Consider the following 15,270-nt stretch of genomic DNA (forward strand, 5'->3'; position numbering starts at 1 on the left):
GGCAAAAGGCCCCACCTCAGTTAACATGGGCGGCTATCCGCAATTATCAAGGCCGTGCCGTGTATTTGGGCCCTCCTCCTCGCTCATCCCTCTGGTTGATGTTGTTGTGCAGCGCACCGGCGCTGGCCGACGACCTGTTCCTCGACAGCCAGCCGCTGCCCCAGGTGTTGACTGCCACGCGCCTCAAGCAATCGGCCGCCGCCGTGCCCGGCAGCATGACCGTGATCGACAGCGAGCTGATCAAGGCCAGCGGTGCACGGGACATCAGTGAGTTGCTGCGCCTGGTGCCGGGGATGATGGTCGGCTACACCACCGGCAACCAGGCGGCAGTGAACTACCACGGCACCAGTGCCAGCGATGCGCGGCGCATGCAGGTGTTGATCGATGGCCGCTCGGTGTACCGCGCCGGCCTGGCCACTGTGGACTGGAGCGACATTCCGGTGGCCATGGAGGATATCGAGCGCATCGAAGTGTTCCGTGGCCCCAATACCGTCAGCTACGGCGCCAATGCCTTGATGGCAGTGGTCAACATTCTTACGCGCTCGCCGGCCAACAGCCACGGCACGCGGGTCAAGGTGGTACGCGGCGAACGCGGCATCAATGATTTTTACGCCAGCCAGGGCGCGGGCTGGGAAACCGGCGACTTGCGCCTGTCCCTCTCAGGGCAACAGGACGACGGCTTCGACAGCGATGCCGCAGGCGCCGACCGCCGTGATAGCCGGCGTCTGAACCGCTTCAGCCTGGCGATCAGCCAAACGCTGAACACGCAACAAAGCATCGACTTGCAGCTGGATGCGAAGGAAGGCACCAACCAACGCCCTTATACCTACAGCCCGGTATTTGCCGGGATTACCGAAGGCGGCAATAATTCCGACGTCACCGCCAAGGACTACGCCGGCTCCCTGCGCTGGAACTTCGACTTCAACCCAGACCACAGCCTGTATATCCAAGGCTCGGCGCAACAGTGGGACCGCCGCCAAATCTGGAAGGCCTGTGACGCCAAGGTGTCATTCAGCCCCGAGCTGACCCAGCTGTGGCAGATAAACCCCAACTACGCCGAAGTGCTCGCCCGGCACATGGACACCTACAGCCAGGGCAGCGCACCACCCGGCAGCGCCGCCGAGCAAGCGCTGGCCAACCAGGTGCTGCAACAGTGGCGCGACGGTGCCAGCCAAAGCGTGTGCGGTGACATCGACCAGAGCACCCGCGAAAGCCGCTACGACCTGGAGATTCAAGACACCCTCAGCCTGTCCGACAGCCTGCGCCTGGTCAGCGGCATGAACTACCGCTACGACCGCGCCGACTCCGACACCTACTTCAACGGCACCCTGGACGACACCACCTGGCGCCTGTTCGGCCAGTTGGAGTGGCGCGCCAGCGAGCATTGGCTGCTGCAAGGCGGCGCCATGTATGAAGACACTCACCTGAGCGGCAACTCGCTGACGCCCCGGGTGGCGGTCAACTACCTGATCAACCCGCGCCACGGCCTGCGCGCGGTGTACTCCGAAGCAATCCGCTCACCGGACATGTTCGAGAACAACGTCAACTGGAGCTACCGCGTCACCAGCCTCAGCTCTCCCGCCTATGGGCAGACCACCGGGCAATACTTCGTAAAGACCCGGGGCCCGGGCAACCTCGATAAAGAGATGATGAAATCGCGGGAACTGGGGTACAACGGCTTCTTTGCCGACATCGGGCTGAACATGGACGTGAAACTGTTCTATGACGAGATCACCGACATGATCAGCTCGCCGCTGCGCAATAACCAATACATTGCCAGCAACGCCAACAGTTCGCGGTTCACCGGCGCCGAATCCCAGTTCGACTGGCGCGTGAGCAACGCCGACCGCCTGCGGCTCACCTATGCTTACGTCGACGCCACCAGCAGCAACCCGCTGGACAAAGCGCAGACCGCGCGCAACAGTGGCTCCGCCGGCTGGTTGCGTGAGTGGGGCCAGGGTTGGTCCAGCGCGCTGTTCTACTATGGCGATGACGCACTCAACCAATATCGCTTCGAACGGGTCGACCTGCGGGTGGCCAAGCGCATTGCCCTGGGCAAAGCCAACGTGGAGCTGGCCGGCATGTTGCAGGAACGCCTGGATAACCAGCCCACCACCTGGGCCGATAACAATTATGACCATCGCCATGTGCTCTACTTCAGCGCGGAGTTAGAGTTCTGACATGGGCGACTCGTCACGGATGACCTGCTTCTTTATCACTCGGCGCTGGCGACGCGCGGTGTTGCTCGCGTGCCTGCTATTCAGCGCGCCAGCCTGGAGCGCCGATATCCTGCTGACCGCCGCCGAAGACGGCGCCGGTGTGCAGGCCTTCGCCCAGGCCCTGGCCCAGCAACGCCCCGAAGACCACGTTACCTTCACACCGCTCAAAGACATGCCGGCCCCCAGCCGCCTGCCGGCCAACACGCGGCTGATCCTGCTCGACCTGCCGGGCCTCGACTGGCGCTTGCAGGACACCCAGGGCCCGCCGACGCTGGTGCTGCGCATCAGCCGGCTGCAGGCCCACCAGCGCCTGGGCAGCACCCAGCACCCACGCATCAGCCTGCTGTGGAGCGACCCGCCGCTGGAGCGCCAACTGCGCCTGATCGCGAGCATCCTGCCCCAGGCGCGGCGCATCGGCGTGCTTTACGGCGCCGACAGTGAATTCCTCCTGCCCGAACTGCAGCAGCACGCCACGCCCCTGGGCCTGGAGATCGTGCCGCAGCTCTGGGGCAACATTAATGACAGTCGGCCGCTGCAAACCCTGTTTCGCAACAGTGACGTGCTGCTCGGCCTCGACGACCCGCAGTTGTACAACCCCAAGACCGCGAAGAACCTGTTGCTGAGCAGCTACGCCCAGCAATTGCCGCTGGTGGGCCCGAACGCGGGCTTTGTGCGCGCCGGCAGCCTGGCCAGCACCTACAGCGACCAGGCCGACTGGCTGACGGTGCTCGACCGCCTGCTCGACCATCCACCGGCCAACTGGCCGCGCTCGCTGTACCCGGAACGCTTCAAAGTCGTGGGCAACCCGCAAGTCGCCCGCTCACTGGGGATCGAACAGGTGGACGAAGCCAGCGTCGCCACCCGATTGGCCGAAGGAGAAAAACGCCCATGACCTTGCGTCGTCGTTGGGACATCAACACCCGCACCCAGCTCATCACCCTGGGCCCGGCGCTGTTGCTGACGTTGCTGTTGATCAGCTTCTTCACCTTCGTGCGTATCCAGGACCTGCGCCAGGAACTGGACCACACCGGCCAGCTGATCGCCAACCAACTGGCGCCCGCCACCGAGTACGGGGTGATCTCCGGCAACAATGATGTACTCGACAGCCTGCTGCGCGCCACGCTGGCCACGCCCCACGTGCGCTTCCTGGAGATCCAGGACAGCAGCGAGAACATCCTGGTGTATGTCGAGCAACCGTCGGAAAAACATGACCGCTCGCTGTCGGTCAAAGTGTTCCAGGCGCCGATCCGCCTGCAACACATCCAGTTGGGCAATGACTTCTTCCAGGACAACCTCAACGAACCCAAGGCGCCGCGCGCGGACTACCTGGGCCGGGTGATCGTCGGCATGTCCAACGACGCGTTCAGCCAGCGCCAGCAGGAGATCCTGTTCAAGGCCGGCATCCTCGCGCTGTTCGCCCTGCTGTTTACCTTCCTGCTCGCCAGGCGCCTGGCCGCCAGCCTGTCGCAGCCGATCAGCGCCATGGGCCACGCAGTGAAGGCCATCCAGCAAGGCGACTACAAGACCCCACTGCCCATCGTGGATGACTCGGAACTGGGCGACCTGTCACGGCATATCAACAACCTCGCCGAGGGCCTCAACCAGGCCAGTCGCGAACAGCAACAAGCCATGGCCCAGTTGATCCAGACCCGCGAAGAGGCTGAGCGCGCCAACAACGCCAAGTCGGATTTCCTGGCGATGATGAGCCATGAGTTGCGCACGCCCATGAACGGCGTGCTCGGCATGTTGCAGTTGCTGGAAACCACCGAGATGACCGAGGAGCAGACCGAGTACGCGGCGCTGGCCTCCGAATCCACCGAGCATTTGCTCAAGGTCATCAACGACATTCTCGACTTCTCGCGGATCGAACGCGCCGCCCTGGAGTTGGAGCACATTCCATTCAACCTCGCGGACCTGATCAACAGCTGCGCCCAGGCGTTCCAGCACAGCGCCCAGCAGCGCGGGTTGGCGCTGCAGCTGTCGATCCCGCCCGGGATGGACGCCTTGCGGGTGCAGGGTGACCCGACGCGGATCCGCCAGATCCTGGTGAACCTGATCGGCAATGCCTTGAAGTTCACCGAACACGGCAGCGTCAGCGTGGAGCCGCACTGGCAGACCCTCGACCATGAACTGGTGTGGTTCACCTGCACCGTGCGTGACAGCGGCATCGGGATTTCCACCGAACGCCTGGAATTGATGTTCGACGCGTTCCAGCAGGCCGACAGTTCCATTTCAAGACGTTACGGCGGCACCGGCCTGGGCCTGCCCATCGCGCGCACCCTGGCCGAACGCATGGGCGGCACCCTGCGCGCCCAGAGCGAAGAAGGCCGTGGTTCGGTGTTCACCCTGGAAATCCCCCTGGCCATCGACCAGCACAGCGTGCCGGCGATTGCCAGCGATGCCGACGGCAAGGCCAGCGCCGGCAATGGCCGGCATGTCCTGCTGGTGGAAGACAACCCGGTCAACCGCACCGTGGTCGAAGCCATGCTGCGCAGCCTGGGTTTTGAAGTGAGCCTGGCCGCTGACGGCGCCGAGGCGATCCGCAGCGCCGAGAGCCTGATTTTCACGGTAATCCTGATGGATTGCCGGTTGCCGTTGATCGATGGCTATGAGGCCACCCGGCAGATTCGCCAACTGCCGGGCTGCGCCGACCTGCCGATCATCGCCCTCACCGCCAACGCGTTGCAGGGTGACCGGGAAGCCTGTTTGGCAGCAGGAATGAACGATTACCTGGCCAAGCCGTTCAAACGCACGGATTTGCAGCAAATCCTGCAACGCTGGGTGCAATAGCGCCGCGCCATCAGCCAACTCCGACTGGCGTGAAAGACGAAAGTGCGGCAGTCTTAGGCACCCGAACGGGCCTATAAACAGGCCCGGTTTAAAATTTCAGTGAACAAGTGTACATTCAGTGCCTTGCCGCTGTGACTTTCACTACAACGCAATAGTCTATGTGTAGGCTGCCGACATGAGGCATGAACGCTTCATTCGGTTCGGGAAGATTTGCCCTACCCTGCCGCATGGGATTATTGAGGAGCTCGCATGACCAAACAAAACGCCTTTACTCGGGAAGACCTGCTGCGCTGCAGTCGCGGTGAGCTGTTCGGCCCAGGTAACGCGCAACTGCCCGCCCCGAACATGCTGATGGTGGATCGCATCACCCATATCAGCGAAGAGGGTGGCAAGTACGGCAAAGGTGAATTGGTCGCCGAGCTGGATATCACCCCGGACCTGTGGTTCTTCGCCTGCCATTTTGAAGGCGACCCTGTGATGCCAGGTTGCCTGGGCCTTGACGCCATGTGGCAACTGGTCGGTTTCTTCCTCGGCTGGCAAGGCCTGCCGGGTCGCGGTCGCGCCCTGGGTTCGGGCGAAGTGAAGTTCTTTGGCCAGGTCCTGCCGACCGCCAAGAAAGTCACCTACAACATTCAGATCAAGCGCGTCCTCAAGGGCAAGCTGAACCTCGCCATCGCCGATGGTTCGGTGAGCGTCGACGGTCGCGAGATCTATACTGCCGAAGGCCTTCGGGTCGGCGTATTCACTTCCACTGACAACTTTTAAGGGTTATCCGCATGCGCCGCGTCGTTATCACTGGTCTGGGCATTGTTTCTTGCCTGGGCAATGACAAAGAGACCGTCACCGCTAACCTGCGTGCAAGTCGCCCTGGCATCCGCTTCAACCCGGAATATGCCGAAATGGGTCTGCGTAGCCAGGTTTCCGGCTCCATCGACCTGCCCCTCGAAGAACTGATCGATCGCAAGATCTATCGCTTCGTCGGCCACGCTGCCGCCTACGCCTACCTGGCGATGAAAGACGCGATCGCCGACTCCGGCCTGAGCGAAGACCAGGTATCGAACGTACGCACTGGCCTGATCGCCGGCTCCGGCGGCGCATCGACCCTCAACCAGATGGAAGCGCTGGACATCCTGCGCGAAAAAGGCGTGAAGCGCGTTGGCCCGTACCGTGTTACACGGACCATGGGCAGCACCGTCTCGGCCTGCCTGGCCACGCCGTTCCAGATCAAGGGCGTGAACTACTCGATCTCCTCCGCGTGCGCCACCAGTGCTCACTGCATCGGTACTGCCGTCGAGCAGATCCAGCTGGGCAAGCAGGACATCGTCTTCGCCGGCGGCGGTGAAGAAGAGCATTGGAGCCAGTCGTTCCTGTTCGACGCCATGGGCGCGCTGTCCACCCAGTACAACGAAACCCCGGAAAAGGCCTCCCGCGCCTACGACGCCAAGCGTGACGGTTTCGTCATCGCCGGCGGTGGCGGCATGGTGGTGGTCGAGGAGCTGGAACACGCTCTGGCCCGTGGTGCCAAGATCTACGCGGAAATCGTCGGCTACGGCGCGACCTCCGACGGCTACGACATGGTTGCCCCTAGCGGTGAAGGCGCCATCCGTTGCATGCAGATGGCCATGTCCACTGTGGATACCCCAATCGACTACCTGAACACCCACGGCACCTCGACTCCAGTCGGCGACGCCAAGGAAATGGAAGGCGTGCGTGCGGTATTCGGCGACAAGGCCCCGGCCATCAGCTCCACCAAGAGCCTGTCCGGTCACTCCCTGGGCGCCGCCGGCGTTCACGAAGCGATCTACTGCCTGCTGATGATGGAAGGCAACTTCATGGCCGGTTCGGCCAACATCGACGAGATTGATCCGGTTGTGGCTGACATGCCGATCCTGACCAAGACCGTCGAGAATGCAAAAATCGACACCGTGATGAGCAACAGCTTCGGCTTCGGTGGCACTAACGCTACCCTGGTGCTGAAACGCTGGCAGGGTCAGTAAGACCTGTAGCTTGATTGCATGAAAAAGCCCCGACTGGTTCGGGGCTTTTTTGTGGGTAATGGATTTAAGACCGAGTCGCCTTCATCGCAGGCAAGCCAGCTCCCACATTTGAAATGCATTCCCCTGTGGGAGCTGGCCTGCCTGCGATAGCGCCAACTCGGTACCCGGCCCTACACCGAAAATCGCGCCACCATCGTGTTCAGGTCCACCGCCAACCGCGACAACTCCTGGCTCGCCGCACTGGTCTGATTCGCCCCGGTCGATGTCTGATGCGCCAGGTCGCGGATGTTCATCAAGTTGCGATCCACCTCCCGCGCCACCGCCGCCTGTTGCTCGGATGCGCTGGCGATGACCAGGTTGCGCTCGTTGATCAAGGTGAACGCCGACGCAATTTCCTCCAGCGCCGTGCCTGCCGACTTGGCGATATCCAAGGTCGAACGCGCCCGCGTATTGCTCTGCTGCATCGAGCTGACCGCCTGATCGGTGCCCTGCTGAATGCCGCTGATCATCTGCTCGATTTCCTGGGTCGACTGCTGGGTACGATGGGCCAGGGCGCGCACTTCATCGGCAACCACCGCAAAGCCACGCCCGGCATCCCCGGCGCGTGCGGCTTCAATGGCGGCATTCAGCGCCAGCAGGTTGGTCTGCTCGGCAATCGAGCGGATCACGTCGAGCACCTTGCTGATGCCATAGACCTTTTGCGCCAGGTCCTCGACCTGCGTCACGTTGTCGGTCACGTCAGTGGCCAGCGCCTCGATCGACACCACCGTCTGATGCACCTGCTCGCGTCCGTGCTGGGCAATGCGGTCAGACTCGCGGGACGCCTGGGACGTGGCCACTGCGTTGCTTGCCACCTCCTCCACCGCAGCGGTCATCTGATTGACCGCCGTGGCGGCCTGCTCGATTTCCTGATTCTGCTGGTGCAAGCCACGGGTGGCGTCTTCGGTCACGCAACTGAGTTCTTCCGAGGCTGACGCCAACTGGTTGGAAGACTCGGAGATACGCCGGATGGTGTCGCGCAAGTTCTCCTGCATGCCCTTGAGCGCCTGCTGCAGGCGCGCCGGCTCGTCGTTGCCACTGACGCTGATCTCACCCGTCAGATCGCCACTGGCCACGCCCTGGGCCACTTTCAACGACTGCGCCAGGGGCAGCACGATGCTGCGCGTCAGCCACACCGCCAGGCCGATGGTGATCAGCGCCGTGAGCACGATCATGCCGACCACCCAACTGCGCGACTGGCTGAACACGCTCTGCGCCAGGCTGGCCGCCTGGTTGGCGTTGGCTTTGTTGAGGTTGACCAGTTCATGCAGGGTCGCGGCCATTTCATCGGCGATCTGGTTCATCTCGCCATTGACCACCCTGATCGCGTCTTCCAGCTGGTTGGCCTTGGAAAACCCCATGACCTGCTCCTGGCGTTGCAGGTATTGCTGCTCCTGGGCCTTGAAGCGATCAAACAACGTGCGCTCCTCCGGCAGCACAATCAGCGCCTCGTAGAGGGTCTGCGCATGATGCAGGCCGCTTTTCAGGTCGCCCAGTTTCTGTTCGTTCTGCGCCAGCGCCTGGGGATCGCGGTTGACCAGCAGGCGCAAGGTCAGCGCCCGAACACGCAGCAAATCCTGACTCATCTCCCCCACCGCCATCACGCTGGGCAGCCAGTTGTTCTCCACCTGGTCCGATTGCTGGCGCATATTGGCCATCTGCAACAGGGCAAAGCCGCCCAGGGCAAATACCATCAACGCCAATAGGCCAAACCCCAAGCCCGCGCGCGGGGCGATATTCAGACTTCTGATACTCATGCCTTGGCTCCTTCCAAATGCGCTGCATCCATTTGCAGCTGGCTCTTGAAAGGTATCGGCCTATTGCTCGCTTTGCGTAAGACGAAAACGCGATATCAACGTGCTACACCATCGCGCGGCGCTTTAGGCAGGATTGCCAAAAAGTTGTCCCGTGCGACTTTGCGGGCGACGTCCTCCGGCAGGGCATCCAGGAACGGGTCGAAGCGGCGCATTTCCTTACCGAGCTTGTTGAACCGCCCTACAACGTCCGAGCCCAGCATAAACCGCTCCGGGAAGCGCTCCACCAGCTTGACCCACTCCGGGCGCGGCTGCCCTGCGTCATCCAGCAAATACGGCGTGAGCATGCTCCAGGACAGGTCGATGTACAGGTTGGGGTAAGCCTCAAGCAGTCGGCTCAAGGTCGGCAGCAAAAAGTCCATCTGCACCTGATGGCGGTGGATTTCCTTGCTGGTGCCGGCATGGGCCCAAATGAAGCGGGTATGGGGATGGTTGCGCAGGGGCTGCTCGACCTCGGCCAGGTACAGCGGGTTGCGCTCGCGCTTGGAGGTGATGTTGGAGTGCAGCATCACGGGCAGGTCGTTTTCCGCCGCCAAGTGATAAATGCGGGTCATGGCTTCGTTATTGGCGCGCGGGGTGTCGCCGGCGGTGATGGCCGTGAGGTCGTCATGGCGGGTGAAGACTTCGCCGATGCCCTGCCACAGCCCCGGGTTGAGGTCGAGCATGCGCTGGATATGGGCCGCGGAATTCTTGTCGTTGGGGTTGAAGCCGGACAGAAACGGATGAAAGCGCGGACGCTGCTCAGGGGTCAGTTTGTTGACCGCTGCGGCCACGATCACGTCGGTGGCGCTGTACCAGTAGGCATCGGCATCGTCACCGGCGTAATAGCGCGGGCGCTTGGGTTCGTCTTCGTGCCATTTCTTTGCGACCGGAATGCCGGAAATCATCACGTGCTCGATGCGGTTGTCAGCCATCGCCTTGAGCAGCTTGTCCATGCCGGCGGTTTCCTGGAAGAAATCGACGTAATGCAGGTGCGCATCGCTGTAGGCATAGTCGCGGGCCTGCGCGGCAAGGCTGCTGGCGGCGAGCAACAGGGCAAGGCTCAGTCGGGTCCAGGGCACGGTAAAACCTCGATAAGGGCTGATACGGGTAGACCTTGCGCGCCCTGCCGGGGTTCATCCGGCAAAAAACGCGGAACACCGAAGTGCCAGCATGCTCTATAACTGCATGACCTTCATCCTGCCACCCTGTGAGGTTTACCATGCCTGTTACCGTGAATACCCTGAACCAGGACAACTTCCGTCATAGCGTCAATATCAATAACCATGAGTTGTTTACCGACCTGCCCAAAAGCCTGGGCGGCGACGATTCGGCGCCCTCCCCCCATGACTACTTCGATGCCGCGCTGGCGTCGTGCAAAGCGCTGACGGTCAAGCTCTACGCGCAGAAGAAAGACATCCCGCTGACCGGCGTGACGGTGGAAGTCACCCACGACGCCACCGAAGAGCAAAGGGGCAAATACAAACTCACCGTCAAGCTGACGCTCAAGGGCGTGCTCACCGACGAGCAACGTGACGAACTGCACCGTGTGGCAGATCGCTGCCCGGTGCACAAGCTGATGACCACCGCCGACGTCACCATCGAGACAAAGCTGTCGGAAGGCGCCTTCAGCCAATAGCGGCAACATCCTACCGAGCGGGTTATGCTCAGCAGCATCTAACCCGCTCAGACTGGGACGCACCATGACCACCCTCACCGTGATCCGCCCTCGCCCCGAAGATGTCGAAGGCCAACCCATCCTGCGCCCGCTGCCTTCGCGGGAATGCCGCAGCGTCGGGCCTTTTGTGTTCTTCGACCATATGCTGCTCACTCGTTATGCACCGGGCGATGGCATGAATATCCGCCAGCATCCGCATATCGGGCTGTCGACCCTCACCTATTTGTTTGAAGGTGCGCTGCAGCACAAGGACAGCCTGGGTTCGGATCAGGTGGTGCAGGCCGGTGATGTGAGCTGGATGACGGCCGGCAGCTCGATTGCCCACGTCGAACGCACCCCTGAGCCGCTCAAGGCCAGCGGTTTTAGCCTGCATGGGTTGCAAGTGTGGCTGGCCTCCCCCAAGGACCATGAGACTGGGCCGGGGCACTACAGCCATCATCCGGCAGTGAGCCTGCCGGTGAGCGACAACCTGGGCGTGCAGATACGCCTGATCGCGGGCGATGGGTTCTGCCTCAAATCGCCGGTGCCGGTGCTGTCGCCCACCCTGTACGCCGAGGTACAGATGCAGACGGCCACGACGCTGCTGATTCCCGATGAGCATGAGGAACGTGCGGTGTATGTGCTGGAGGGCGAAGCGCAGTTGGACGGAGAGGCGCTTGAGGTACACAGCCTGGTGGTGCTGCCGGCTGGTCAGGAGATGACACTGTTTGCCGAAAGCGATTGCCACCTGGTGGTGTTTGGCGGCGCGCCGCTGGATGGGCCTCGGCGGATCAATTGGAATTTTGTCGCGAGTGATCCGGCGGTGATCGAACAGGCCAGGCAGCGCTGGGCGGCTGGGGATTGGCCGACGGTGCCGGGTGAGTCTGAAAGAATTGAGTTGCCGGTGAGGTAGCATTCGCGAGCAAGCCCGCTCGCACATTTTGACTTGTGAACACCGTCAAATGTGGGAGCGGGCTTGCTCGCGAAGAGGCCAGAACAGGCGCTGAAAAATCAGCCCTTGAACACTTCATCCAGCAAGTTATGCATCGACTGGAAAGCCCGCTTGGCCGTCTTTGCGTCGTACATCATCTTGCCCGGCACATTCGCATGCGGGTCGGTGAAGGAATGCACCGCGCCGCCGTAGCTCAGCAATTGCCAATCCACGCCGGCCGCGTTCATTTCATCTTCGAACGCAGGCAGTTGCTCTTTAGGGACCAACGGGTCAGAAGCGCCATGCAGGACCAGCACTGAGCCCTTGATGTTCTTCGCATCCGCCGGGTTTGGCGTGTCGAGGGTGCCGTGGAACGAGATGGCAGCCTTGACCGGCGCACCGGTACGCGCCAGCTCCAGGGAGCAGCAACCGCCGAAGCAGAAACCAAAGGTCGCCAGTTTCGAGGTATCAACCGCTGCCTCGGTCTGGCCCTGCAGTTGCTCGAAGGCCGCCTGCATGCGCTTGTTCAACAATGCACGGTCGTTCTTCAACGGCATCATCGCAGCGCCGGCTTCATCGCCATTCGATGGGCGTACGGTCTGCCCGTACAGGTCGGCGATCAGTACCACGTAGCCCTTGCCGGCCACGCTTTTGGCAATCTCTTCAGCACCCGCACTCACCCCCATCCAATTCGGCGCCATCAGCAGGCCGGGCAACGGGCCCTTGTGGCTGGCATCGAACGCGAGGCGGCTTTCGTAAGACTGGCCATCAATCTGATAGACCACGGAACGTACAGTGACTTGGCTCATCATTTACTCCAGTTGAGGTGCGCTAGAACGAAAAAACCCGCCGAAGCGGGTTTTTCTACAACGGGGTCAGACCGACAGCTCTACCAACAGCTTGTTAAGGCGGCGCACATAGGCGGCCGGGTCTTTCAGGCTGTCACCAGCGGCCAGGGCCGCCTGGTCGAAGAGGATGTGCGACAGGTCGCCAAAACGCTCTTCGCTCTGCTCGCCATCGAGCTTCTCGATCAGCGGGTGAGCCGGGTTGAATTCGAAGATCGGCTTGGAATCCGGAACCTTCTGACCGCTGGCTTCGAGGATCTGGCGCATCTGCATGCCCAGGTCCTGCTCGCCGATGGCCAGAATCGCCGGGGAATCGGTCAGGCGGTGGGAAACCCGCACTTCGCTGACCGCATCACCCAGGGACGCCTTGATCCGCTCGACCAGGCCCTCTTTGGACTTGGCGACTTCTTCGGCTTCTTTCTTCTCTTCTTCGGAATCCAGGTTACCCAGGTCCAGGTCACCACGGGCCACGTCGACGAAGGACTTGCCATCGAACTCGTTGAGGTAGCTCATCAGCCACTCATCGATACGGTCAGTCAGCAGCAGCACTTCGATGCCTTTCTTGCGGAAGACTTCCAGGTGCGGGCTGTTCTTGACCTGTGCGTAGGTTTCGCCGGTGAGGTAGTAGATCTTGTCTTGACCTTCCTTGGCGCGCGCCAAGTACTCGGCCAGCGACACAACCTGCTCGCCGTCGTCGCCCTGGGTGGAGGCAAAACGCAGCAGGCCGGCGATTTTTTCCTTGTTGGCAAAATCTTCCGCCGGGCCTTCTTTCATGACCTGGCCGAAGTTTTTCCAGAAGCCTTTGTATTGCTCAGGCTCGTTCTTCGCCAGTTTTTCCAGCATGTCGAGTACACGCTTGGTCAGCGCCGACTTCATGGAGTCGATGATCGGGTCTTTCTGCAGGATTTCCCGCGACACGTTCAGCGACAGGTCGTTGGAGTCGACCACGCCTTTGATGAAGCGCAGGTACAACGGCAGGAACGATTCCGCCTGGTCCATCACGAACACGCGCTGTACGTAGAGCTTCAGGCCTTTTGGCGCTTCACGCTGGTACAAGTCGAACGGAGCGCGGGCCGGTACGTAGAGCAACGAGCTGTATTCCAGCTTGCCTTCGACCTTGTTGTGGCTCCAGCTCAACGGGTTTTCGTAGTCGTGACCGATGTGCTTGTAGAACTCCTGGTATTCCTCGTCCTTGATCTCGGTACGCGGACGGGTCCACAGCGCGCTGGCGCGGTTGACCACTTCCCATTCCTGGGCAGGTGCCTCTTCGCCTTCGGCGGCCGCTTGTTCTTTCGGCAGCTCGATTGGCAAAGCGATGTGGTCGGAGTACTTCTTGACGATGTTGCGCAGGCGCCAGCCATCGGCGAATTCGTCTTCACCGGATTTCAGGTGCAGGACGATGCGGGTACCACGGTCGGCCTTGTCGATCGTGGCGATTTCGAACTCGCCCTCGCCTTTGGACGACCAGTGCACGCCTTCGCTGGCGTCGAGGCCGGCGCGGCGGCTGAACACTTCAACCTTGTCGGCCACGATAAAGGCCGAGTAGAAACCCACGCCGAACTGGCCGATCAGGTGCGAGTCTTTCTTCTGGTCGCCCGACAGGTTTTTCATGAAATCAGCGGTGCCGGATTTGGCGATCGTGCCCAAATGGGTAATCGCGTCTTCGCGGCTCATGCCGATGCCGTTGTCTTCGAGGGTGACGGTCTTGGCGTCCTTGTCGAAGCTCACACGGATTTTCAGTTCGGCGCCACCTTCCAGCAACTCAGGCTTGGACAGGGCTTCGAAACGTAATTTGTCGACAGCGTCAGAGGCGTTCGAGATCAATTCGCGAAGGAAGATTTCCTTGTTGGAATACAGCGAATGGATCATGAGGTGCAGCAGTTGCTTCACCTCGGTCTGGAAGCCCAGGGTTTCCTTTTGAGTTTCCACACTCATGGTCATCAAACTCCAATTGGATGGCAGTGGCCGCGCCCTAAAGGGTTGGCGGCGGGTTGTCATCAAAGTTGGGGGCTAAGACCAGGATTTCAAGGGCGGCTTGGTTCCTCGATCTTGAAATGCGCGCGGGCGGTGGCGATCGGCTCGGACGCAGTGCTTTGCCAGGCGGTAATCGCCACGTTCGCCACCCGTCGGCCCTGGCGCCACACCTGGCACTTGGCGTAAGTGTCGCGAAACTGGCCGGCGCGCAGGTAATCCAGGGAAAAATCGATGATTTTCGGAAAGCCAGGCGCGCCGGTGAACACCAACAGATGCAATGCAGCGGACAGCTCCATGAAGCCCGCGATCACGCCGCCGTGGAGAGCCGGCAATATGGGGTTACCAATATTGTCCTTGTTGGCCGGCAATCGAAACAGCAACTCATCCCCCAGACGGGTGCATTCGATGCCGATCAGCTTGGCGTAGGGAACCAGGCTCAGCAGCACCTCGTAATCGCCGCGCTCGTGGGCCTGCTCCAGGCGAGTCTTGAATCGGTGTGTCATGCCTGCTCTCCCTTGATCGCGTTGCCCAGCCCTTGCGCGCCCTTGAGGCGCTTGCCCATGCGCATGAACGTGCCCACCACATGGGCGATGGGTTCCTGCGGATCGTCCTGGTAGGCAAAGCCACGGGTGAAGATGACGTCGGTGGTCACCCGGTAGCATTGGGCGAAGCCGTACACAGGTTTATGTGGCGCGGCGGGATGCATGTAGTCAACGCGCAGGTCCAGGGTCGGGCACACTTCGAATTCGGGTAAAACGCACAGGGTGGCCATGCCGCACGCGGTGTCCATAAGCGAGGTCAGCGCGCCGCCGTGGATCACGCCGGTCCGGGGGTCGCCAACCAGATGCGGTGCATAGGGCATGATCAGCGTGATGCCGTCGGCGTTGGCATGATGAGCGGTAATACCCAGCACTTGGCAATGGCGCAAGGCCGAGACAAAGCGTGTCGCACGCTCTAACAAGGGGTTTTCGGTCATTCGTTACAGACTCTTATTAGTGTTGATCCGCAGAAGGGGTGGGGCGGGC

The 15,270-nt window shown here is 61.5% G+C and carries 13 protein-coding genes and 1 pseudogene; 7 read left to right on the forward strand and 7 right to left on the reverse strand.

All coding sequences use genetic code 11. The features are described 5' to 3' along the window. The first annotated feature begins 59 nt into the window (after window positions 1-59). The 5 genes from AC0IYN_RS01195 to fabB all read left to right on the forward strand — a co-directional run bounded on the left by AC0IYN_RS01195 (window position 60) and on the right by fabB (window position 7,006). Window positions 60-2,180, forward strand: coding sequence for a TonB-dependent receptor plug domain-containing protein (locus AC0IYN_RS01195; RefSeq protein ID WP_471840317.1), 2,121 nt, complete (start codon window positions 60-62; stop codon window positions 2,178-2,180). A gap of 1 nt (window position 2,181) precedes the next feature. After that, a complete protein-coding gene (locus tag AC0IYN_RS01200) occupies window positions 2,182-3,111 on the forward strand; it encodes an ABC transporter substrate-binding protein (RefSeq protein ID WP_406597735.1) in 930 nt (309 codons plus the stop codon). Next, window positions 3,108-5,009 (forward strand): ATP-binding protein, encoded by a 1,902-nt coding sequence (locus AC0IYN_RS01205; RefSeq protein ID WP_078047642.1) that lies wholly within the window; start codon window positions 3,108-3,110, stop codon window positions 5,007-5,009. The genes AC0IYN_RS01200 and AC0IYN_RS01205 overlap by 4 nt, the downstream gene beginning before the upstream one ends. 249 nt (window positions 5,010-5,258) lie before the next feature. Then, on the forward strand, window positions 5,259-5,774 hold the full coding sequence (fabA, locus tag AC0IYN_RS01210) for a 3-hydroxyacyl-[acyl-carrier-protein] dehydratase FabA (protein ID WP_010211704.1): 516 nt from the start codon (window positions 5,259-5,261) through the stop codon (window positions 5,772-5,774). Window positions 5,775-5,785: 11 nt separating this feature from the next. Further along, window positions 5,786-7,006 (forward strand): beta-ketoacyl-ACP synthase I, encoded by a 1,221-nt coding sequence (fabB, locus tag AC0IYN_RS01215; protein WP_016979549.1) that lies wholly within the window; start codon window positions 5,786-5,788, stop codon window positions 7,004-7,006. A 170-nt stretch (window positions 7,007-7,176) separates the two neighbouring features. Here the strand turns inward: fabB and AC0IYN_RS01220 are convergent, their stop codons facing one another. From AC0IYN_RS01220 to AC0IYN_RS01230, 3 genes and pseudogenes are all read right to left on the reverse strand, one after another. Beyond that, the gene (locus AC0IYN_RS01220) at window positions 7,177-8,040 is read right to left on the reverse strand and encodes a methyl-accepting chemotaxis protein (RefSeq protein ID WP_457233751.1); all 864 of its coding nucleotides are present in this window, start codon (window positions 8,038-8,040) and stop codon (window positions 7,177-7,179) included. After that, window positions 8,032-8,802, reverse strand: a pseudogene (locus tag AC0IYN_RS01225) (MCP four helix bundle domain-containing protein); the annotation flags it as partial. The gene AC0IYN_RS01220 and the pseudogene AC0IYN_RS01225, both read right to left, overlap by 9 nt. A gap of 95 nt (window positions 8,803-8,897) precedes the next feature. Next, window positions 8,898-9,920 carry an amidohydrolase family protein gene (locus tag AC0IYN_RS01230; RefSeq protein WP_457239143.1) on the reverse strand — a complete coding sequence of 341 codons (1,023 nt, stop codon included), beginning with the start codon at window positions 9,918-9,920 and terminating at the stop codon, window positions 8,898-8,900. Between the two features lie 140 nt (window positions 9,921-10,060). On the opposite strand from AC0IYN_RS01230, the gene AC0IYN_RS01235 reads away from it, so the two are divergent. Together AC0IYN_RS01235 and AC0IYN_RS01240 are read left to right on the forward strand one after the other, a co-directional pair. Then, window positions 10,061-10,477 carry an OsmC family protein gene (locus tag AC0IYN_RS01235; RefSeq protein WP_471840320.1) on the forward strand — a complete coding sequence of 139 codons (417 nt, stop codon included), beginning with the start codon at window positions 10,061-10,063 and terminating at the stop codon, window positions 10,475-10,477. A 64-nt stretch (window positions 10,478-10,541) separates the two neighbouring features. Beyond that, window positions 10,542-11,408 carry a pirin family protein gene (locus AC0IYN_RS01240; RefSeq protein ID WP_457239144.1) on the forward strand — a complete coding sequence of 289 codons (867 nt, stop codon included), beginning with the start codon at window positions 10,542-10,544 and terminating at the stop codon, window positions 11,406-11,408. A 98-nt stretch (window positions 11,409-11,506) separates the two neighbouring features. On the opposite strand, the gene AC0IYN_RS01245 is transcribed toward AC0IYN_RS01240, so the two are convergent. From AC0IYN_RS01245 to AC0IYN_RS01260, 4 genes are all read right to left on the reverse strand, one after another. Then, window positions 11,507-12,235, reverse strand: coding sequence for a dienelactone hydrolase family protein (locus AC0IYN_RS01245; RefSeq protein ID WP_406597731.1), 729 nt, complete (start codon window positions 12,233-12,235; stop codon window positions 11,507-11,509). A gap of 66 nt (window positions 12,236-12,301) precedes the next feature. After that, window positions 12,302-14,206: a molecular chaperone HtpG gene (htpG, locus tag AC0IYN_RS01250; RefSeq protein ID WP_025858543.1), complete on the reverse strand. Its 1,905-nt coding sequence runs from the start codon at window positions 14,204-14,206 to the stop codon at window positions 12,302-12,304. A gap of 89 nt (window positions 14,207-14,295) precedes the next feature. Beyond that, window positions 14,296-14,748: a PaaI family thioesterase gene (locus AC0IYN_RS01255; RefSeq protein ID WP_458376697.1), complete on the reverse strand. Its 453-nt coding sequence runs from the start codon at window positions 14,746-14,748 to the stop codon at window positions 14,296-14,298. Further along, the gene (locus AC0IYN_RS01260; RefSeq protein WP_406597729.1) at window positions 14,745-15,221 is read right to left on the reverse strand and encodes a PaaI family thioesterase; all 477 of its coding nucleotides are present in this window, start codon (window positions 15,219-15,221) and stop codon (window positions 14,745-14,747) included. Before AC0IYN_RS01260 ends, AC0IYN_RS01255 begins: the two co-directional genes overlap by 4 nt. Window positions 15,222-15,270 lie beyond the last annotated feature (49 nt).

It is taken from the genome of Pseudomonas sp. AC112 (genome assembly GCF_979253545.1).

Bases quoted from the DNA above. Each gene is read 5' to 3' on its own strand.
- AC0IYN_RS01235 (WP_471840320.1), top strand. From the start codon at position 10,061: ATGCCTGTTACCGTGAATACCCTGAACCAGGACAACTTCCGTCATAGC.
- AC0IYN_RS01200 (WP_406597735.1), top strand. From the start codon at position 2,182: ATGGGCGACTCGTCACGGATGACCTGCTTCTTTATCACTCGGCGCTGG.
- AC0IYN_RS01205 (WP_078047642.1), top strand. From the start codon at position 3,108: ATGACCTTGCGTCGTCGTTGGGACATCAACACCCGCACCCAGCTCATC.
- fabB (WP_016979549.1), top strand. From the start codon at position 5,786: ATGCGCCGCGTCGTTATCACTGGTCTGGGCATTGTTTCTTGCCTGGGC.
- AC0IYN_RS01255 (WP_458376697.1), bottom strand. From the start codon at position 14,748: ATGACACACCGATTCAAGACTCGCCTGGAGCAGGCCCACGAGCGCGGC.
- AC0IYN_RS01245 (WP_406597731.1), bottom strand. From the start codon at position 12,235: ATGAGCCAAGTCACTGTACGTTCCGTGGTCTATCAGATTGATGGCCAG.
- AC0IYN_RS01220 (WP_457233751.1), bottom strand. From the start codon at position 8,040: ATGCAGGAGAACTTGCGCGACACCATCCGGCGTATCTCCGAGTCTTCC.
- AC0IYN_RS01260 (WP_406597729.1), bottom strand. From the start codon at position 15,221: ATGACCGAAAACCCCTTGTTAGAGCGTGCGACACGCTTTGTCTCGGCC.
- fabA (WP_010211704.1), top strand. From the start codon at position 5,259: ATGACCAAACAAAACGCCTTTACTCGGGAAGACCTGCTGCGCTGCAGT.
- AC0IYN_RS01240 (WP_457239144.1), top strand. From the start codon at position 10,542: ATGACCACCCTCACCGTGATCCGCCCTCGCCCCGAAGATGTCGAAGGC.
- htpG (WP_025858543.1), bottom strand. From the start codon at position 14,206: ATGAGTGTGGAAACTCAAAAGGAAACCCTGGGCTTCCAGACCGAGGTG.